We start from the raw sequence: 20,180 nt of genomic DNA, 5'->3' as shown, positions 1-20,180 counted from the left end.
ATGTGTTTCCCTAGAGGAATAAAAAACGTCAGCAATTTAATTTTAACGGGTTTACTTCAGAGGTGCAAACAAGTAAATATCAAGTCAAAACGCACAGTATTTCACATATGAAATCACCGTGCGTTTTTTGTTGTTAAATTAAGGTTTATTGCACTTTATTTGATTTTTCACATATCGAAACGCATAATAAATCGCATAGATGGAAATAATTATTGTAGGGTCTGTGAATTTGTATGTGATTTATATGGTGAATTGTATGGAGGAAAAAGCAAATGAAATTTTTGAAACCGAAAAATAAAAACAGTGAGTCTGTCGATTGGAAAATTTCTGAACAAACTCGATATATTGTGAAATATTATGCGGAATACTTGGAGTTTACTGAAGAGGAAGTGGTTGATGAATTTCTCAAAAACATCATTGATGATAAGGATTTCATTGAATGGATTGAGTCCAAGCGTTTCAACAAACGCATTCTCAGTCAAATACGAAATGTAAAGGAAGAAGGCATTGGCTAAATTAAAACGATTGGCTCAACCAACTGATGATATTGTTGTTGTTAAGGAACCTCTTTCTTCTGAAGAATTGTTGGACAGGCAGTTAGATTACCCTCTTCTCAATCCGAGACGTTTTGCAAGAAAATACAATAAACTGTTTGACCCGATTGAGTTTACTTTTAATGGTGAAATCAACACTTTACAGTTTAACTATTGTACAAACCCTTATTGTTCTTGGTTCGGATTGCCTCAAAAGAAGTTTGAAGAGATTAAAAGCAAGCCAGGTCGCTATAAGTTAAGTAGTAGAGGGAAAGACAAAGATGATACGATTGTATGCAATCCAGACCCTACCGAGCAAACAAAATCTCACAACTGTACCGTCACACCTTTATCTAACTGGTCTGTTGCCGAAGAAATTAAACGCCTAGCAATGCTAGATAGGGTCGAGGATATTGAACCTGAATATTCCTTCCACAAAGATGGCTGTTCTAACGATAAAGCAAATCCTTTTGATAATTCTAAAGAATTCTATCGACGAGGGAAAAGCAGCGGTGGCTCTCAAAAATGGCAATGTAAATCCTGTAAGAAGATGACTAATGTATTGCCCACTCGAACGGAGTCCTTCACTTTCAACCAAAAGAGAAATGAAATAATGCCTCAATTCGCCAAAATGCTTATCAATCGCACGCCTGTTACTCGGACTTGCGAAGCTCTTGATATATCGCCTCTAACCTATTATCGCAAGTTAGAATGGCTTTACAGAAGGTGTCTTGAGTTTCTTGAACGCCACGAACAAAAACCACTAAAGTCTATGCAATTTGACTCCCTTTGGCTAAACACAGATAAGCTCTTATATTATTTGAACAACGTAAGACAAAAGGGACACGGGGGATTTCGATATGATAACCTTGAGGATAAACAACTTCAAACTCATATCATCGTAACGGGAGATATTGATACGGGGTACATTTTTCGTTCAGATATCGCTTATGATTGGGATGTTAGTTTAAAGAGTGTTGATGAAGATACACTGTACTACCGAGAAGACCATCTGCACGAATTCTCAAAAAAGAATGCTCGTTTGAGGTTTTCTCATTCGCCGCAGCCACCAACGAAAAATGATACTCAAAACACGGATGAATATCATTTTTATCTTAATGAGTTTATGCGAAGAAAGAACTATATTGATGGGCTTCACGTTAAATCAGGCTATACAGTGACCGCCCACCTTTGGTTACTCAAGCAAACTCTACAAAGTCAAAAGTGGCGTTTTGTTTCGGATGAGGACGAAACGATTATGAACGCCTTCTATCGGGTGTTTAACGAGGAGTTTAGTTCGAATAAGGCTCTCCACTTTCTTGCAAAAGTTGACCGTGACAAGGACCTCCCAGAAGCATATCAAGAGCATATACAAGCGAGAAAGCTTCTTAAAGATTGGGCTGAATGGAATGGGATTGAAGAAATGTCAATATGGAAAATAGCTTCAATTAAATTGGCGATGGAATTGAAGGAGCATTCTTTTCATAAGGAGTTGTCCGAAGGTTCCTTAACCTATAAAGTTTGGGCGAAAAATCCGATTGAGCACCCCCTTCCGCCGACTGATAAAGGGTATTTCTCTGTCGATTGCACAACGGATTTAAGTAACTTCGATGATGAATACATTGCCAATATGATTTTAAAAGTTAGTGACCGCTCGACGAATAATTTTATGCAACAAATTAGAAGGCGGTTATCCATTTTGGAAAGACCTCTAGTAACGGCGAGAGGTAAGGGTAAAAGTTATATCTATGCGAATTTCAACCCTAAATATGCTCAAATGGCGTTAACCATTTTAAGAACGTATTACAACTTTTGTTTAGCTACTAAAGTATCTAAAAAGAAAAAGTTAACACCAGCACAGAAGCTAGGCTTATCGGATAAGCAATTTACTTTAAACGATATTCTATACTTTAAATAAGCTAATGGAAATCATCCTATTTCAAAGAGGATGATTTTTTATTGAAGGTTATGTGGAATTTTATGTTAAAATTAATATAAGATTGTGAAAATTCTGTTCTTCAACTAACGGAGCAGTTTAGTTTAATCTCAATATTTGAAACGTTCTACCCTTAGTAATAAAATGAAACGGAAGAAAAAAACACCACAAAGGGGACTGCTGTATGAATTTTGTATTTGATTTAGATGGCACGATTTGCTTTAAGGGACAGCCTATATCCGATAAAATTTTAGGTGCATTAGATGATCTAACTGAAGAAGGACACGAAGTTATATTTGCATCGGCTAGACCTATCCGTGATATGTTACCTGTGATAAATAAAAGGTTTCATAATAAAACATTGATTGGTGGTAATGGTTCACTGATATCTAAAGGGGATGAAATAGTTAATTCTAATCCTTTTTCAAACAGGGAAATTGAAGCAATTATGCAGATAATTGAGGAATTCGAAGCTACCTATTTAATTGATGGGGAATGGAATTATGCTTATACTGGACCTGACAATCATCCTATTTTAAATAATGTAGATCCTTCAAATTTAGCAAATTTAGTTGATATAAAGCATTTAACTTCTATTGTGAAAATTCTTTTTCTGTCTTCAAATAATGATGAAAAATTGTTATGTAAACTTAAAGAATTGGGTGTTTTTATAAATAAACATAGTAATGAAAATATTATAGACATAAGTCCAAAAGGCATTAATAAATGGAGTGCAATTAAAAACTTAGAAATACCACAAGGCAGATACATAGCTTTTGGTAATGACGCAAACGACATTTTAATGTTTAGGAATGCGTTTCATACAGTTATGATTGGCTATCACGCAGAATTAGCACTGTTTGCAAAAGAGCAAATAAAGCTTGAAGACGATTATGAGCAAGAAATTGTAGATAAATTAAAGGAGTTATCAAAAATATATTCTATGAAAAGTTATTGTATATAGTTGATTAGTCTCGTGTATGCCAAACAGTGTAAGATTACAATTCAGTAATAGGTTGTTTGTGAAAAATTCCCTGTTGAACTTCTTATTGAAGTAAAGAAGCAGATTAGTTGAAGAAGAGATGTTGTAATTTGGATAATGATATCGTGTGAGAAAATATGCGAGATAATGGGAGGGGATGCAATGAATAAAAAAATGGTGCTAGTAGGAATTTTAGGGTTATTGTCATTTATGTTTGGAATTTACATTTCACAATGGACAATTTTGGGCGTGGTTATGGGTATTGGCGGAGGATATGCTATGGGGTTTGGTGCCTTCAAATTATTTAATTAGTTAATGAACAAACAGGAGCAGTTTAGCGGAAGAAGGATTTTTTAATACAGAGAAGAATTTATAGAATAAAGAACAAAAAGATGCAAAGGGGTAGAGCTAGATGATAAGTCCTGCAAAATTAAATAAAGGTGATGAGGTACGTATTATTGCACCGAGTCGAAGTTTAAAAATACTTTCAGATGATGGGGTACTATTAGCGAAAAAACGTCTCGAAGAGCTAGGCTTAAAAGTTACATTTGGGGAAAATATAAAAGAATGTGATATGCAAAAGTCTTCTCCGATTTCCCAACGTGTAGAAGACTTGCATAACGCATTTGCAGATTCAAACGTGAAAGGTATATTAACTGTAATTGGTGGTTTTAATTGTAACGAATTATTACCTTACTTGGATTATGAGTTAATAAAAGCGAATCCGAAAATTTTATGCGGCTTTAGTGATATTACGGCATTGGCAACAGCGATTACGAAAAAATGTGGATTTATAACGTATTCAGGACCTCATTTTTCAAGTTTTCAAATGAATCATTTACAAGATTACCAAACGGAGTTTTTTAAAAAGTGTTTGATGAATGAGGAGGAATATCAAATACAACCGTCTGAACAATGGAGTGATGATTTATGGTTTTTAGATCAAGAGAATCGCCATCTCGAACCGACAGAGTGGAAAGTATATTCTGATGGGCAAGCGACAGGAACACTATTAGGCGGGAATTTATGTACACTAAATTTGTTACAAGGAACACCATATATGCCTAATTTAGAAAATTGTATTTTATTTATTGAAGATGATGAGCTGACCATACCTGAAACATTTGCACGTGATTTAACTTCGTTATTACAAGTTGCAGGAACTATTAAAGGGTTAGTCATTGGACGTTTTCAAAAATCTTCGAATGTAACGGAAGAACAACTTCAATTTATATTGGATAAGCATCCACAACTAAAACATATACCTGTACTTTATGATTTAGATTTTGGACATACACAGCCTATGATGACATTACCAATTGGTGGTGAAATTAGCCTTAATACTAAAAAAATGAGCTTGAAAGTTTCTAAATTCTAATAAATATTCTTCAACTAACAGGGCATTGATCCAAGAAGGATTAATGTCTTTTTATGTTGAATTGCTTATTGTAGAAAAGGGCAGGTTAGCAGAAGAAGGATTTTCATAACGGGGTGTTGAATGTGTCTTTAAATAATAATTAAAAAGGGGTTATTACGATTGAAAGAAGAACAGCTTGTAAGAGCAATTGAATTAAGAAAAGAGGATAAAAAGAAAGAATCAAATCAAATACTACTAAATTTGGTAGAGGAATATCCTGATGATGCATTTGTTAACTATCAATGTGCTTGGAGTTTTGATGTTTTAGGAGAAGAATCAAAAGCAGTTCCCTACTATGAAGAGGCTATTAAACAAGGGTTATCTGGAAAAGATTTAGAAGGAGCAATATTAGGGCTTGGGAGTACGTATAGAACATTAGGAGAATATGAAAAGTCAAAAAGTATATTCCTAAAGGGTATCGAATTTTTCCCCAACAATAAAGCAATTCAAGCATTTTATTCAATGACCTTATATAATCTAAATGAGAATAATAAAGCGATGGAGATTTTATTAAAACTCTTGATAGATACCACAACAGACTCTGAAATACTGAGTTATAAAAAAGCAATTTTTTTCTATTCCGATAAATTAGATGAGATATGGAAATAACTTGTGAAATATTGTATCTAAACTATTAGGGGCATTACTTCAATACTATGAGCTGATGATCATCTCTTTTTTGTTATGCAGCTAAGAGTGTAGATAAGCCCCTTTTAACATAATAGTTTTAAATATTTAGATAATTATAATGAAGTATTTTGACCTTCCTGGTTTTCTTCACTTGTGTTCAATATGAATATTGTAATGTTTTAAATCAGATTTAGATATATTTCTTTCCAAGTAGGTTAGTATTTCTTTTTCACTTGTATCTGGTTCTATCACAATAAAAATTTCTGACGTTTCATCTATTATTTTCCCGTTACTAAATTCAGTATAACCACCACTTGAGACGCTATAAAAGCGAAACTTATCAATTGCATCGTTAAAAACTGACCATACTCTTTCTTCTCGCTTTTCAATAATCCCTTCTTTATACTGAAGAATTAGTTCAGTTTTACTTAGTAAAATAAGCGAAATATAACCAATGACTAATCCTACTCTAAGAAAGTTTTGCATATTTATCTCCCAATTAAATACATAATATCTATAATATAACATATAATCTTGAGATTGAGTTTGCACTATAAATTGTGAAAAGATGTACTTAAACTATCAGGGGCGTTCGTATTATATAGTTCAGCCAGAACTTTCTGGTTGAACTTTTTTTATTTCAATTTAATCTATCAGTAGCCAGGGTAGAACGTACGGGGGCGTGGGACATTGATCCCGTCAACTAAACTGTTCACCCCCTACTAGTAGAAATATGTTTGAGGCTGGTTGGGACTTTGATCTCGTATAACAAGCGAAGCTATAACACTACTTGGAGGAAATAGGGGTTACTGGTGAATATGCAAGAGGAGGAGAAAGAATGAACCCAGTTGTGGGTATAGACGTAGCTAAAGAAGTAAGTGAAGTACAGGCTTTTTTAGATAAAGGAAAGCCTTATGGAAAGAGTTTTTCAATCAAGCATAATCGTGAAGAATTAGATCATTTTATTCATTTCTTAGGGGAACTTAAATCTCTGACAGGCCAGATGCCAGTGGTCATATTGGAGTCTACGGGGCATTATCATACTCCCATTATTCAATGCTTAGAAGAGAATGAAATACTGTTTATTTTATTGAATCCAATCATTTCCCATCAAGCAAAGAAATCAAGTTTAAGAAAGGTAAAAACAGATGCTTTTGATGCGTATCAATTGTGTGTTCTCTACTACAAAGAGGATTTTGAGCCTTATAAGAGGAGAGGAATCCATCTTCTGAATCTACGAAATCTATCTAGACAACAAGAGATAATCACCAATATGTATGTGGAAGCAAAAATGCAATTTCACACGATTTTAGATCAGATTTTCCCTGAATACAGAAAGGTTTTTGGAGATCTTTTTTCGAAAGTATCTTTAATGATATTAAAAGAATATCCTACTTCGGAGAAGGTTCTAGAGACGGATGAAGAGGCTTTGGCAGAACGAATAAAAGGTTATTGCCCGACTCGCTCTGTTCAGTGGGCTAAAGAAAAGGCAAGGAAATTGATACAATCAGCTTCTCAAAACCCTTTCAACAGGTAATGTATCAAAGCCATCTCATTAATCTTAGTATGTATATAGACATCCTATTTCATTATCAGGGACATCTTTCGGAATTAGAGAGCCAAATGATATCCCTGGCAAATGAAATAGAAGAATATAAGATTATCCAAACCATCCCTGGAATCGGAGAAAAAATCGCTGCCACGATTGTTTCCGAAATCGGTGAGATTGATCGGTTTAATCACCCTAAGAAATTAGTTGCCTTCGCTGGAATTGACCCTAGTGTCCATTCATCTGGCAAGTTTACAGCGACGACGAATCGTATAACCAAGCGAGGTTCCAGCAGGCTAAGGCACAGCTTGTATTTAGCTGTTTTATGTGGAATAAGGAGTTCCAGAAATAAAAAGCTCAAGGAATTCTACGACAAGAAACGCTCAGAAGGAAAGCCTTCTAAAGTAGCAATTGTTGCTTGTATTAATAAGCTTCTTCACTGGATTTATGCTTTATTAAAAAGGAAAGAACATTTCCTAGATGTATCTTAGAAAGACTTTTTAACCATATAAAGAAAAACCTTCCATAAGATATCTGGAGGGTTATTTGGTATGTCTAAAAACAGTATAGCATATAAAATTTATTGTTTAAGAGAAAGATATTGACAAGCTATTAGCTGGTTAGCTATATAAGACAATACTGATTGATAAAAAGGACCGACTTAGTAAAGTTGGTCCTTTTTACGTGAATTATACTGTGAATTTAATAGTGATTAGCATTGTGTTTTAGTGAAAAATATTATATGAGATTTATCTGTTTGCACCTCACAAGTAAACCCGTTAAATTTAATTTGCTGACGTTTTTATTCTTTATGAAGTCAAACCTATAATTAACCTAGTTTAGCGACTGCTTCTTTTTTCTCAACATTCATCGTTGTGCTCACGACATAGATTGGTCTGTTTTTGCTTTCGTCATATATGCGGGCGATATATTGACCGACAATGCCAAGGCTGATCATTTGGATGCCGCTGAAGAAAGTAATAGCAACGATAATCGATGTCCAACCGCTTGCTACATCAAAACCGAAAATTTTTACAAATAACGCATAAATAAGAAGAGCAAAAGAAATAAACACTGACACAGAACCTAATAAGAGCACAAGCTTTAATGGTTTTGATGAAAAGGCGATAATTCCGTCAGAAGCAAATTTAATCATTTTCTTTAACGGGTATTTTGTTTCTCCAGCAAAACGTTCATCCCGTTCATATTCTATAAACGTTTGATTGAATCCAATCCATGAGAACATACCGCGTACAAATCGGTTTCGCTCAGGCATTTGTCTAAAGACATCGGCCACTTTTGCATCAATAATCCGGAAATCTCCCGTATCTTTTGGGATATCGATATCGGATAAATAGTTTAAAGTTTTGTAAAAATATTTAGCCGTTAACAGCTTGAATTTTGTTTCGCCAACTCTTTTCTTTCTTTTCGCATAGACTACATCATAGCCTTCTTTCCATTTTGCGATTAGCTCAGGAATGATTTCCGGGGGGTCTTGCAAATCCGCATCGATAATGACGATTGCGTCTCCGGTTGCGTAATCGATCCCAGCAGTTACAGCTGTTTGATGACCGAAATTACGAGCGAAATTAATGATTTTTACTGCTGGATCAATGGCAGCAAAACTTTGCAGGATAGGCAATGTTCTATCTGTACTGCCGTCATTAACAAACACAAATTCATAATCAATATTGTTTTCCAACATGACTGATTTTAGCCGGTTATAGCATTCTTCAGCAACTTCTTCTTCGAAATACATTGGGACAACTACAGAAATTTTTTCTTTAATCATCATTTAATCTCCTCATGCTATAGTGCTATTAAAAGTCCAAATTTTGTTTAAAATGAAGTTAACCACCATTCCTATGCCTGTTGCAATGATTTGTGCGATTATTTCATTTAAACCGAACGAGTGGACAAATATAAATAAGCTGCCTGTATTTATTAAAAGCGTCAAAATATTGACAGCGATGAAACGTAAAAAATGTTTATAATTTGATTTTGCTTCGAATACCCAGCTTTTGTTCCAATAATAACTGTTTGCTACACCGACTGTATAGCCGATAATATTAGCCGCAAGATAATTCATTCCAATAGTCAATAACAAGTAAAATACAAGAAAAGTCAATAGTGTATTTCCCATGCCGACTATACAAAATTTAATAAGTTTATTCATTCTTAACACAACTTTCTTTTTGCACAGGTTTAGAAGATAACAATCCTTCTTAAAGTATTATTAAATTAAGATAGCTTATGCAATCTTAATATTTAAGAAAATCGTTTGAAGATGCAGTTCTTCTTTATTAAAGACCAATATTGCTATAATAACATAAAGTTCTGTAAAAGAGTTCACTAAAAAAGTTTCCTCGCTTGTTTTTTTCTGGGATGATTAGTCACTTCAATATGTAAGAGAGGATATTTTGACTCGCTTCGTATCTTATTTATTTCAAAAGTAATACATAAACAAAAATACAACAGGCGGAACTGCCAAAGCTGGCAGCATATTGAGCGTGTTAAATTTCTTGATGCCTAAAATGCCAAATCCGGACGCTAATATCAAAATGCCGCCGACAATGCTCGCCTCATTCAGCAGCGCTGTGCTGATGGAGCTTTCGACTAGAGTGGCCATCAAATAGATGGACCCTTGCCAAATAAATAAAACAATCGCAGCAAAAGCAATACCGAATCCAAAAGTCGATGCTAAAACAATTGATGTAATCCCATCAAGCATGCCATTCGCCATTAAATATGTATAATTGCCGTTCAATGCGGCTTCAATCGGACCTAAAATTGATAGCGTGCCAATACAAAATAAAAGGATCGCAGTTGACAAACCTTCCGCTAAATTGCCGTTTGAATATCTATTCACTAAAGCGTTAAAGCGCGCATCCAAATTGAAAAATTGCCCGATCAATCCGCCAAGCGCCAAGCTGACGATGAACAATACCGGATATTCGCTCTTAGGCAGATGCTGCACAATTGCATTGATTCCTAATGCCATCGCCGCAAGCCCCATCGCATTCATCAGCATTTGATGGTACTCGTCTTTAAGTCCTTTTTTAAAAATGCTTCCGATGATGCAGCCGCCTATAATCATTGCTACATTAAAGATAGTGCCATACATTTCTCTTTCTCCTTCACAGCTGTATGTCTTTAATTTTAAAAATAACCCTTTAGTCACCAAGGAGTCAACAAGAAATGATAACAGTAAAAAAAGACAGCTATTTTGCTGTCTCCGTGATTGAGCGAAGGCCTATTCAGCTAATTCAACAGAAAGCGTGTTAATTTGGCCTGGATTGGACTCCTTGACTATACCATCATAACCAACGATTACTTCATCTCCAACTTGAAAGGTTACGGAACTATTTACCGAAAGATCAACAAATATTCTACTTGTTCTCCCGTTTTTTTCCCAAAGAACAATAGCCCTATCCTCATTAAGTATTTTATCGATTGTTCCTCTAAAAGTAACATAAATGTCTTCATCGTGATTGATGATTTTATCATCTTCTGCGCTGCAAGCGGCGAATAAACTGCCTATGACAATTAGAAATAATAATTGAGTCAGTTTTTTCAATATACATTCCTCCCTTTGCTTCAAAAATGATACCTTGATCATGGAGTAAGAATTGTACATTAAATATTATATTCTACATGCTATGCCTATATCTCAAATTGGATATTAATGAAACCTAAGTCCGGTAACTTGCGCTATAGTGTATCTCTAATTATTTTACATAAAATGGACATTTTTACAATACCATAGAATTGTTGTCGAAAAAAATATATTCAGAAAAATGGTAGTTTGAAAGCAAAGCGTATTCAGGAAGCCAGAAAAAAGGGCGGTCAGAAGTAAATTCACTCCAGACCACCCCTTTGGTGTTTACAAGCGGGCCTCCGCATGTTGCTTCATTAAATAATGGATATACTTAAACAATACATAAAAGACGATGATAAATGCCAAAACTGATTCCGCAATGGATATCCAATGCAGTAATGAAGCCGTGTATCCTCGTTCAATATAAAAGTGGGCTGTCGTGGTCAATGCCATCGCTGAAATCACCAATGGAAAGGTAAATGCTGCATAGCTCGGATAAAAATCAATCGCCAGCAATTTCGGCAGCTGCGTTAAAATGGCGAAGTAAAGCGCTTGAGATACAATGACGAGAAATGTAAGCAGAAAAATATTTTCATTGTCAAACGCATTTAAATAGCCAGTTAAGCAAAGTGACCCTGGTGCCGCAATAATGGTAATCAAAGGCAGGGTAGACTCCTCCATATTTTTTACGTGAACGACACGATACACGATGATTGGCAGCAATACCAAATACGAAGAAAATGCTACCCAGAAGATCAAGCGTCCGAATTCAGGATAAAAATTGCTTGATGTAATTGAGATGACGCCAATTCCTACGAAAGTTATAAACCAACTTGGGTAAACGTGGTGTATCTTGACTTGTTTTTTCAATAAGAAAAAGTATGTGAAATAAAACATCAAGACAAACTGTAAGAAAACAATACCTAGCCAGATGTATGATAGATGTGGCTGGATCAATTCAAATTCAAGAAAATACGTGCAAATAACCATAAGTGCCATCGTAAATGTCGGGGCAACGGAGGCCACGATATGATTTTTCATATGTAAAAGTGTATGTTTGAAAGTGAAAATGATCTTAAATATCACTAAGCACATTAATGCGATTCCAATCAATCCGACTGTATTTCCGAATATTGTCAGTCCACCGATTTTTAGAAGATTCCCTAACGAAACAAGTGCTAAAATTAATCCGCAAATGGGTATTGGTATAATTTTAAGAAAGTTTTTCATGTATGATTCCTCCGGTGATTTTAGCGAAAAAAAGAATGGGCGCACTATTCTGTTCCTTCTCTTGTATTCTCATTGTATGGCGGTCTATAATATTTGTAAAATTGATGTTTTTAATATCAATTATTAAGAAATCCAATAATTAAATGGAGTGTTGCTTCTTGTTTCAAAGTTTGAAAGTGTTTGTGACCGTATATGAACTGAAAAATTTCACGAAGGCAGCAGAAATTCTCTTTCTCTCACAGCCAACTATTTCAACACAAATATCGAACTTGGAGAAAAAATTGAATGTCACCTTGTTTGTGAGAAAAGGAAGACATGAGATTGTCCCAACGAAGGATGCTGACTTTCTTTATAAGCGGGCGCTGACGATTTTGGATAACTGGGAAGATACAGTGGAAACGCTGAATAGCCAGGAAATCCGGACGAAATGCCGAATTGCCTGTTCGAATACGTGCGGGATTCATTACCTCCCTGAGAGGATGGCGGCTTTCCTCGAAAACTTTCCGGACATTGATTTTTCCATTCAATTGATGAATTCAGAGGAAGTTGTGACGCAGCTGAAACAAAATAAAGCGGATTTAGGGCTGATTGAAAAATTTGTCGATACAGAAGGTTTAAAACGCAGTCTAGTTTATGTCGAGGAACTCGTTTTGGCAGGGGATAGCCATTCTCCTTATTGGCTGAGCAGGGAAGAAGATTCAGGGACACAATTTTATTCGGACATGTATTTGAAAGAAATGAATTTGAAGCCTATGAAGATTTACTTGAATAATAATGAAATGATTGCCGCGTTTTTGAAGGCTGGAATCGGGAAAACCGTTCTTTCTAAACAAGCCGTACCGGCAGGGGTGAATTGGGTGCCTTTATCGGCGAGATATACGCGTAACTTTTATTTCTTGGCGAAAGAGAATCAAATTAAGAAAAGAATTAGTGAACTGGAGGCATTTATTGTAGAGCGCATGGGGTTATGAGACGAAAATAAATTTTATTTTCGCTCTCCTTTAATTAGCTCCGATAATGATATATCAGTTTGGTAGAGTACAGTCCCGTTCCCAATCACCACCACAAGCATAAGCAAAGATAAGACGATTTTTTCAGGCAAAGTTGATTTGCGCATAAATAATTGATAATAAGCAAATGCAAGCATAACTAAATTAAACAATCGCAAACTTTTCCATAAATGTGCTCCTGAGAAACTTTTCCTTTAATTATACAGTATAATAATGACAAGGATGGAAATTTCTCGGAGGGGGATTTTTATGGATAAGAGAATAAAAGAGTTAGTAGATTTCACAAGAGAAAAATACGGCTTGTACAATTATGTTTTACATACGTTTAGCATCCATCGCAATATAACGATTTTCAAGGAAACAGTTTATTCCTTAAACATGGAGTGGTTTCCGAACTCTGCGAAGGATTGGGATAATGAAGAGGAGAACCCGGATGGATCGGCTTATATTGAGCTGGATATGCAGACAAGAAAGGTGAAAAGCATCGTCTTCGGCGGGGGGATTTCATTTGTTAATAGTTTGAAGTTTGATGTAGACAACAAGAACGAAATCATTAAATGGATTGAGCGGGAAACGGATTTGCGCTATGGAGAGCAGTTTTTACTGCGCAAGGAAGAAGATAGAGAGTTTCAATTTAACGATTGTATAGATGGAGTGAAAGTTTCTCCATCAGGTTCTATCGATTTTAGATTGGATGAAGAAGGAAGACTTACTTTCTTTTCTGTTTATGGACATTTCCCTTCTAAAGAACTGATCAAACAAGAGACATTTAAGCTTTCACTGGACCAATTGCAAGAGCTTGCAAAGGAACAATTGAAGCTGGTTGAATTTCCGAGCGAGGAACAGAAGCAGCTCGTTCCTGCTTTTGCGATAGAAGAGATTTATGTTAGAAATGACGGCCTTTCTACTTTGCCTTATCAATTTATTGTAGATGAGAGAACTTGTTTGCATCTGGATCAAGGGATGGAGTGGGATTGCCGAGCGGAAGAACCGTTTCATGGGACAATAATTTCACTCATTGAGGATGATGTCTCGCTGGAACAAGCATTGCGTTGTGAACCGCATCCGGATTTGCAGCCTATTACAGAGGAAGACATTCAACAGTGTATCATTTCTATACAAAAGTTTTTAAGCCAAGAATATAGTGACGATTCAGGGAAATGGGTAGTGAGTACACTGTACCGAGATAAGGGCTATCTTCATGCGACGTTAAAGACAAAGGGACAGAATCAACGCGTATTTAATAGGAAAATAAAACTGTTTATTGACCAGAATACATATGAAGTGCTGAATTACATGGATAATGACTTTTTGATTAATGAAATGTATAAAGATTTACAACAGGCAGAGGAAGTAAAGGTGACAAAAGAGGAAGCATTTGAGAAACTGAAAGACTTCGTGACTCTAACACCTTACTATGTCTATGATTTTGAGGAAGACCTCTATTATCTTTGCGGAAAATTAGATTGTCCTCAGGCTGTAAAGGCCTCGAATGGGGAAGTTGTGTTATTAGATGATTTGTAGTCGGCAGCTGGTGGAACGGACGAATTAATTGCGAAAGCGGAAGAATTAATTTGAAATTCGGCAGAATAGTTGGCAAAAGCGGATGAATTGCTGAGATGGTCGGACGAATTAATTGTAAATGTGGAAGAATACCGTTGAAAAGCGGATCAATTATGTCAGGAAGTATAGTGAACGAAAGGCCGGTTACTTGGTTTGGCGCTCATGGAACGATAAACATGCACTAAACAAGTAAAAGAGGCTTTTCGTTCATTAATATGTGATAAAATAACATTAAGTAGAAATGTTCAAATTTTCACAATCAAACGAATTAGGAGGTCTTTTTATGGAGCCATATCAGAAAGTATATGATACGTTAAATAAAATGAATATTCCTTATGATGTTGTCGAGCATCCTCCTGCTATGACGACAGAAGAGGCAGACAGCTATATTGTCGGGAAAGAAGGAGTGCGCACGAAAACGCTTTTTCTCACCAATCGAAAAAAGACTGCCTATTATTTAGTGATTATGGATGACGCGAAACGACTTGATATGGAACGGCTTGCAGAGATTCTTCAAGAAAAACGCGTCAGCTTTGCTTCAACGGAACGATTAAAGGAAAAAATGGCTTTGTATCCCGGAGCTGTTTCGATTTTTGGTTTACTGAATAATGCGGATCACGATATAAAAATCTACTTAGATCAAGAGATGCTTTCAGAAAGAATGATTAGTTTTCACGCGAATGACAACACGAAAACGCTTTTCATTGCTATGGAGGATATGTATAAATTTTTTAAGGCAATGGATTACGAGTATACGATTATAGAACTTTGAAGAAGGAGTATCATGATGGAAACAGAACGACTATTATTCCGACCATACACTGACGACGATCTTGATTTTCTAGAGATGTTGCTCACCAATCCGAATGTTATGCGCTATATAGGCAACGGACAAACGAGGGACGAAGAAGGACTTCAAAAATTTCGCGAGCGGATTTATTTGATGTATTTCCGCAAACCTGATTTCGGATTGAAAGTTCTTGTTGAAAAAGCAAGTAACAAGCGCATTGGCCACGCCGGGTTGGTGCCGCAAATGATTGATGGAAAAGAAGAAATCGAAATCGGATACTGGATTGCAGAAGAATATTGGGGCAGAGGGTTTGCGACGGAAGCGGCAAGAGCGTTGAAGAATCTCGGGAAAAATCAGCTTCAGCTTGGGAAATTGATTGCGTTAATTCAAAAAGGCAACAGTGCGTCTCAGCGGGTTGCCGAAAAAATCGGTATGCAGGTCGAAAAAGAAATACAGTTAGAAGGAAAAGATGTGTACGTCTATTATTGCTGATCGGAGTATTTTTATTGATGGAAAAAGAGAATCTTAATTATAATTGAAATAAATGTAAAGAAATTGAGGTAGACGATGAGTAAAGTTGGCATGATATTCGGCTTTCTTTTAATTGTATGTGTGTACGGGGGAGCGAATTATTACATAGGAAGAAGACTGTTTCAATGGATGACGCTGCTTTTTCCAAGCATAAACGAAATCATCTACACTGTGGTTTACAGTTTGTTCGCTTTGTCGCTAGTTTTAGCGTTCATGCCGCTGCCGGCCGTTATTAGCGGCGTGCTGAGCTGGATAAGCGCCTATTGGATGGGGATTTTCGTTTATTTGTTCCTTTTCATACTGTTGGCGGACTTAGTGCTTTTAGTTGCAGGCATTGTTACACCGATTTCACAAAGCATGCGCTTTTATGCGGGTTCAGCCGCGGTTTTGCTGACATTCAGTTTTGTCAGTTATGGCATTTATAACGCTAATCAAATCAAAGATGCATCCTATAAGATTGAAATGAATATATCAGGTGGGATGAATATCGTTCTGATTAGTGATTTGCATCTAGGCGCCGTGAATTCTGAAAAACGGCTGGAAGAAATCGTAGAAAAAATTAATGACCTAAAGCCGGATCTCGTATGTATTACGGGAGATATTTTCAATGATGATTATAATTCTATTAAAAATCCTGACAAGGCTATCGAGTTGCTGAAAAGCATTGATACCAAATATGGCGTATACGGTAGTCTTGGCAATCATGACAGCGGAAAAACGTTTAATGAAATGATTACATTCCTGGAGAAAAGTAATATCCATCTTCTGAATGATGAGTATGAGGTCATTGATGAGCGGATTATTCTGTTTGGGAGAGTTGACCCTTCGCCAATCGGCGGTTTTGACGGATTGAAAAGAAAAGACCTTACCGAAACAATCGCTGCGCAAGGTAAAGATTTGCCGATTGTTGTTATGGATCATACGCCTTCAAACCTCGAACAATATGGCAAAAACGTTGATTTAATCCTGTCTGGTCACACACATAAAGGACAAATCTTTCCGGGCAGCTTAATTACTAATTTAGTCTTTGAAGTTGACTATGGCCATTACCAAAAGGATAGCGCCAGTCCGCATGTCATTGTCACATCAGGGGCAGGCACATGGGGGATGCCGATGCGGGTCGGAACCAATAATGAGATTGTGAGTATTCAGTTGCAGTAAGTTATTTCATTAGAGATAGGCATTAGCATTGAGCTAGATTTCAAGGCTAATGCCTATTTTTTTTGATTGAAAAATAATCTAAGAAGGATAAATATCTTCGTTTGCAGTTATTGGGTAGTCTTGAAGAGACATGTGAAATGTAGTCAGAAAAACGGGAATAGATAAGTAAATTTCTTTATTAAACAATCATTACTTACGGAGGCGGAATAGATGACTATAGAAGAACGATTCATTTCGGATGTTGAAGCAATTTTGTTTCATAGATATGATAACGGTGGGGATCTTTGGGCTACGCCTGATAAACGCTTATTGAAAGGTGCTCCTTTTTCAACTATTGAAAGCGTATTCTATCTGCTGGAATTAGGTATGGACCCGAACGAGAAAATCTTGTTAGATGCTGCAGATTTGATTTTCAGCACTTGGCAAGAAGATGGTCGTTTCAAAGTATATCCAAAGGGTGGGATTTACCCGTGCCAAACAGCAGCAGCTGCCCGTGTTCTTTGCCATATGGGCTATGCTTCTGATGACCGGTTGCAAGCAACGTTTCGGCATTTTTTGAACACACAGCATTCGGACGGCGGCTGGCGGTGTAATAAGTTTTTTTCGGTCATGGTCCGGAAACAGAGTATTCAAATCCTAATCCTACACTGATTATCCTTGATGCTTTTCGTTTCAGTGACTATCTTAACAAAGAGGAAGCACTTATCGGGCTGTCGAGTTTTTGCTTGAACATTGGGAAATTAGAAAGCCAATCGGTCCTTGTCACTATGGAATAGGTACGTTATTTATGCAGGTAGAATATCCGTTTCGCACTTATAATCTTTTTGAATATGTTTACATTTTATCTTTCTATGATAGGGCAAAAAGTGATAGACGATTTCTGGAAGCATTAAAAACGCTGAAAGAGAAATTGATTGATGGACAGATTGTCGTTGAACGAGTAGTTCCAAAGTTAGCACAGCTCTCTTTTTGTAAAAAAGGTGAGCCTAGCTTATTGGCAACAAAACGTTATGAAGAAATTGCAAGAAATCTTGGTTAGCGCTGAACTTCTGTACTACAATATAAATAAAATGATGTTTATTGAGGGAGGCGAAAAAATGTTAGTTTTAAAAGGTATGGGGAATTTCGCCATTCGAAAAGGGAGAATAGAAGATGCTGAAGCAACTTTAAATATACAAAAATCAATTGTTGCCGAGGGGCAATTTCTTATTGCTTACCCGGACGAATTTACCAAAACATTGTCGCAACAGAGAGAATGGCTGCAGAGCATATTAGAAAACGAAAACGAAACGATTTTTGTGGCCGAAAAGGATGGAGAAGTTGTAGGGCTGATTGTATTTGAAGGTACGAAAACAGAAAACGATTGTCACATACAGGTTCGATTGGTTTGTTAATCAAAAGTGAATATCGGGGAATGGGAATCGGGAAAATACTGCTTCAAGTTTTATTGGAATGGGCAGAGAGAAATCCTTTAATAGAGAAGGTAAGTTTAGCAGTCTTTTCAAATAATCATAGAGCAATAGCTTTGTATAAAAAAATGGGGTTCATTGAAGAGGGACGCAAAATTAACGAATTTAAATTTGCAGATGATGAATATGTTGATGATGTTCTTATGTATAAAATGGTTTAATATTTTTTGGCCCGCGCACATTATCAATCGTTAATGTGCGCGGGCCTTTTAAAAGATAATCAACCTGCCAGTGATTCTTCCATTGCTTTAGGATTTGGAATCTGACCTCTTGTTCTTTTCATCTCGCGGCGCAGGAAGTATAAAGTGATTAGAGCTGTAATGGTATCGCTGATTGGCATTACAAACCAAATCCCCTTTAATCCCATGAAGCGAGGCAGGATGAATAATAAAGGAATGAATAGAAGTACTTGGCGCAATAAGCTTAGGAATAATGATATTCTTGCTTTCCCGATGGATTGGAAGTAGTTTGGTCCGACTACTGAAATACTTAGAATAGGTAGGGCGAATAAGAATATTTTCATCCCGTCTACTGCGATTTCTGTAAGAGTCGCATCATTATTGAAGATGCTGACAAAGGCAGCCGGGAATAATTGAATTAGAGTCGCGCCGATTGTTAAAATAACCGTTGCGGCAGCTATTGAATAAAGGAGTGCTCTTCTGCTGCGTTGATACTGCTTGGCGCCGTGGTTAAAACCGATAATTGGCTGAGAACCTTGATTAATACCGAAAATTGGCATTAAGAAAAGTAAAGCGATTGAGTTAATAATAGTCATTGCCCCAATTGCCATGTCTCCGCCGTACGTCATTAATGTATTATTTGCAAATACTTGTACTAAACTGGAGGCTAACTGCATGGCACAAGGTGCTATACCGATTGCGAAGATTGCTTTTACAATCTGTTTGTTTAACTTCGTGTTTTGTAATGAAATTTTTAATGCAGATGATCCTTTTGTGAAATAATATAATAACCATAATGCTGAGATTGTCTGAGATATTACAGTTGCAATTGCTGCACCTTGGATACCCATATCAAATACGAAGATAAAAATTGGATCTAAAATGATATTGATTGCACATCCCGCCACCATTACGATTGCAGCTAACTTAGGATTACCGTCAGCACGAGTCATATGTGAGAAAGCAAAGGCAAAAAGATTGAAAATAATACCATAAATAATAACTTCAATATAGTCTTTAGCAAAGACAATGGTTTGATCAGTTGCTCCGAACGAACGCAGTAACGGGTTTAAAAACAATAACCCGATAATGGTTAATCCAATTGCGATTAATACTAATAACTTTGTTGCGTTACCGATAATTTGCTCCGCTTCTTTCTTTTTACCTTGCCCTAATTTAATGGACATACTTGCTGCAGAACCAATTCCCACTAACATACCAAATGCCATAATAACAGTCATGATCGGCATTGTAACCCCAACACCTGTAATGGCCATTGGGCCGACATCAGGAATATGGCCGATAAACATGCGATCGACGATATTGTAAAGTGCATTTACGATCATACCGATCATAGCGGGAATGGAATACTTCAATAATAGTTTTGAGACAGACTCTGTGCCTAATATGTTTTGACTTCTCAATTGTTTTCTCCTCTCATTAAGCTATTTGTGATTTTTTGCAATAAGTAAATCATTTGTGCTTCTTCTTTTATAAAAACGAAAACCCTAGGCTAGGCCTAGGGTTCCAAAAAGCTTACAGCGTTGTATTAAAAAAACTCTTCCGAAGATGCTAAAATATTTTTGGTTCGCCAACCAAAAT

Annotated in this window: 21 protein-coding genes and 2 pseudogenes; 15 read left to right on the top strand and 8 right to left on the bottom strand. The window is 36.4% G+C overall.

Features of this window, described 5'->3' with window-relative positions:
* Positions 1-272: 272 nt before the first annotated feature.
* The 6 genes from IEO70_RS13165 (at position 273) to IEO70_RS13140 (ending at position 5,477) form a co-directional block, all read left to right on the top strand.
* Positions 273-515 carry a hypothetical protein gene (locus IEO70_RS13165; protein ID WP_190998833.1) on the top strand — a complete coding sequence of 81 codons (243 nt, stop codon included), beginning with the start codon at positions 273-275 and terminating at the stop codon, positions 513-515.
* Complete coding sequence (locus tag IEO70_RS13160; RefSeq protein WP_190998832.1) at positions 508-2,451, top strand: IS1 family transposase; 1,944 nt, start codon at positions 508-510, stop codon at positions 2,449-2,451. The genes IEO70_RS13165 and IEO70_RS13160 overlap by 8 nt, the downstream gene beginning before the upstream one ends.
* A 202-nt stretch (positions 2,452-2,653) precedes the next feature.
* Positions 2,654-3,433, top strand: a complete 780-nt coding sequence (locus tag IEO70_RS13155; RefSeq protein ID WP_190998831.1) for an HAD-IIB family hydrolase — start codon at positions 2,654-2,656, stop codon at positions 3,431-3,433.
* A 180-nt stretch (positions 3,434-3,613) separates the two neighbouring features.
* Positions 3,614-3,763, top strand: coding sequence for a hypothetical protein (locus IEO70_RS13150; protein WP_190998855.1), 150 nt, complete (start codon positions 3,614-3,616; stop codon positions 3,761-3,763).
* A 100-nt stretch (positions 3,764-3,863) separates the two neighbouring features.
* Positions 3,864-4,829: a S66 family peptidase gene (locus IEO70_RS13145; RefSeq protein ID WP_190998830.1), complete on the top strand. Its 966-nt coding sequence runs from the start codon at positions 3,864-3,866 to the stop codon at positions 4,827-4,829.
* A gap of 159 nt (positions 4,830-4,988) precedes the next feature.
* Positions 4,989-5,477 carry a tetratricopeptide repeat protein gene (locus tag IEO70_RS13140; protein ID WP_190998829.1) on the top strand — a complete coding sequence of 163 codons (489 nt, stop codon included), beginning with the start codon at positions 4,989-4,991 and terminating at the stop codon, positions 5,475-5,477.
* 168 nt (positions 5,478-5,645) lie between these two features.
* Here the strand turns inward: IEO70_RS13140 and IEO70_RS13135 are convergent, their stop codons facing one another.
* Entirely contained in the window at positions 5,646-5,984 is a 339-nt protein-coding gene (locus IEO70_RS13135) for a hypothetical protein (RefSeq protein WP_190998828.1), read from the bottom strand.
* 352 nt (positions 5,985-6,336) lie between these two features.
* On the opposite strand from IEO70_RS13135, the pseudogene IEO70_RS13130 reads away from it, so the two are divergent.
* Positions 6,337-7,538, top strand: a pseudogene (locus IEO70_RS13130) (IS110 family RNA-guided transposase).
* Positions 7,539-7,876: 338 nt separating this feature from the next.
* Here the strand turns inward: IEO70_RS13130 and IEO70_RS13125 are convergent.
* From IEO70_RS13125 to IEO70_RS13105, 5 genes are all read right to left on the bottom strand, one after another.
* Positions 7,877-8,836 (bottom strand): glycosyltransferase family 2 protein, encoded by a 960-nt coding sequence (locus IEO70_RS13125; RefSeq protein ID WP_190998853.1) that lies wholly within the window; start codon positions 8,834-8,836, stop codon positions 7,877-7,879.
* Between the two features lie 15 nt (positions 8,837-8,851).
* Positions 8,852-9,223 carry a GtrA family protein gene (locus tag IEO70_RS13120; protein ID WP_190998827.1) on the bottom strand — a complete coding sequence of 124 codons (372 nt, stop codon included), beginning with the start codon at positions 9,221-9,223 and terminating at the stop codon, positions 8,852-8,854.
* A 270-nt stretch (positions 9,224-9,493) separates the two neighbouring features.
* The gene (locus tag IEO70_RS13115) at positions 9,494-10,171 is read right to left on the bottom strand and encodes a DUF554 domain-containing protein (RefSeq protein WP_190998826.1); all 678 of its coding nucleotides are present in this window, start codon (positions 10,169-10,171) and stop codon (positions 9,494-9,496) included.
* A 129-nt stretch (positions 10,172-10,300) separates the two neighbouring features.
* Positions 10,301-10,624 carry a DUF3221 domain-containing protein gene (locus IEO70_RS13110; protein ID WP_190998825.1) on the bottom strand — a complete coding sequence of 108 codons (324 nt, stop codon included), beginning with the start codon at positions 10,622-10,624 and terminating at the stop codon, positions 10,301-10,303.
* Between the two features lie 306 nt (positions 10,625-10,930).
* Positions 10,931-11,875 carry a TDT family transporter gene (locus IEO70_RS13105; RefSeq protein WP_190998824.1) on the bottom strand — a complete coding sequence of 315 codons (945 nt, stop codon included), beginning with the start codon at positions 11,873-11,875 and terminating at the stop codon, positions 10,931-10,933.
* A 158-nt stretch (positions 11,876-12,033) separates the two neighbouring features.
* On the opposite strand from IEO70_RS13105, the gene IEO70_RS13100 reads away from it, so the two are divergent.
* Positions 12,034-12,846 (top strand): LysR family transcriptional regulator, encoded by an 813-nt coding sequence (locus IEO70_RS13100; protein WP_190998823.1) that lies wholly within the window; start codon positions 12,034-12,036, stop codon positions 12,844-12,846.
* A gap of 14 nt (positions 12,847-12,860) precedes the next feature.
* Here the strand turns inward: IEO70_RS13100 and IEO70_RS13095 are convergent, their stop codons facing one another.
* A complete protein-coding gene (locus IEO70_RS13095; protein WP_190998822.1) occupies positions 12,861-13,037 on the bottom strand; it encodes a hypothetical protein in 177 nt (58 codons plus the stop codon).
* 97 nt (positions 13,038-13,134) lie between these two features.
* Between IEO70_RS13095 and IEO70_RS13090 the strand changes: the two genes are divergently transcribed.
* The 7 genes and pseudogenes from IEO70_RS13090 (at position 13,135) to IEO70_RS13065 (ending at position 18,560) form a co-directional block, all read left to right on the top strand.
* Positions 13,135-14,409, top strand: a complete 1,275-nt coding sequence (locus IEO70_RS13090) for a hypothetical protein (protein WP_190998821.1) — start codon at positions 13,135-13,137, stop codon at positions 14,407-14,409.
* Between the two features lie 322 nt (positions 14,410-14,731).
* Positions 14,732-15,220: a prolyl-tRNA synthetase associated domain-containing protein gene (locus tag IEO70_RS13085; protein ID WP_190998820.1), complete on the top strand. Its 489-nt coding sequence runs from the start codon at positions 14,732-14,734 to the stop codon at positions 15,218-15,220.
* A 12-nt stretch (positions 15,221-15,232) separates the two neighbouring features.
* A complete protein-coding gene (locus tag IEO70_RS13080; RefSeq protein ID WP_190998819.1) occupies positions 15,233-15,730 on the top strand; it encodes a GNAT family N-acetyltransferase in 498 nt (165 codons plus the stop codon).
* 75 nt (positions 15,731-15,805) lie between these two features.
* Complete coding sequence (locus tag IEO70_RS13075) at positions 15,806-16,930, top strand: metallophosphoesterase (protein ID WP_190998818.1); 1,125 nt, start codon at positions 15,806-15,808, stop codon at positions 16,928-16,930.
* A 210-nt stretch (positions 16,931-17,140) separates the two neighbouring features.
* Positions 17,141-17,581: a hypothetical protein gene (locus tag IEO70_RS19875; RefSeq protein ID WP_206711585.1), complete on the top strand. Its 441-nt coding sequence runs from the start codon at positions 17,141-17,143 to the stop codon at positions 17,579-17,581.
* Between the two features lie 70 nt (positions 17,582-17,651).
* A complete protein-coding gene (locus IEO70_RS19870; RefSeq protein ID WP_206711584.1) occupies positions 17,652-17,969 on the top strand; it encodes a hypothetical protein in 318 nt (105 codons plus the stop codon).
* Positions 17,970-18,027: 58 nt separating this feature from the next.
* Positions 18,028-18,560: pseudogene (locus IEO70_RS13065) on the top strand (N-acetyltransferase family protein).
* 59 nt (positions 18,561-18,619) lie between these two features.
* Here IEO70_RS13065 and IEO70_RS13060 read toward each other — a convergent pair.
* Positions 18,620-20,002, bottom strand: a complete 1,383-nt coding sequence (locus IEO70_RS13060; protein WP_190998817.1) for an MATE family efflux transporter — start codon at positions 20,000-20,002, stop codon at positions 18,620-18,622.
* Between the last annotated feature and the right edge of the window lie 178 nt (positions 20,003-20,180).

It is taken from the genome of Peribacillus faecalis (genome assembly GCF_014712675.1).
Taxonomy (GTDB): Bacteria; Bacillota; Bacilli; order Bacillales; family DSM-1321; genus Bacillus_AD; species Bacillus_AD faecalis.
Note: the sequence above shows the minus strand (reverse complement) of the source record. Positions and strands in the feature narration are given on the sequence as shown.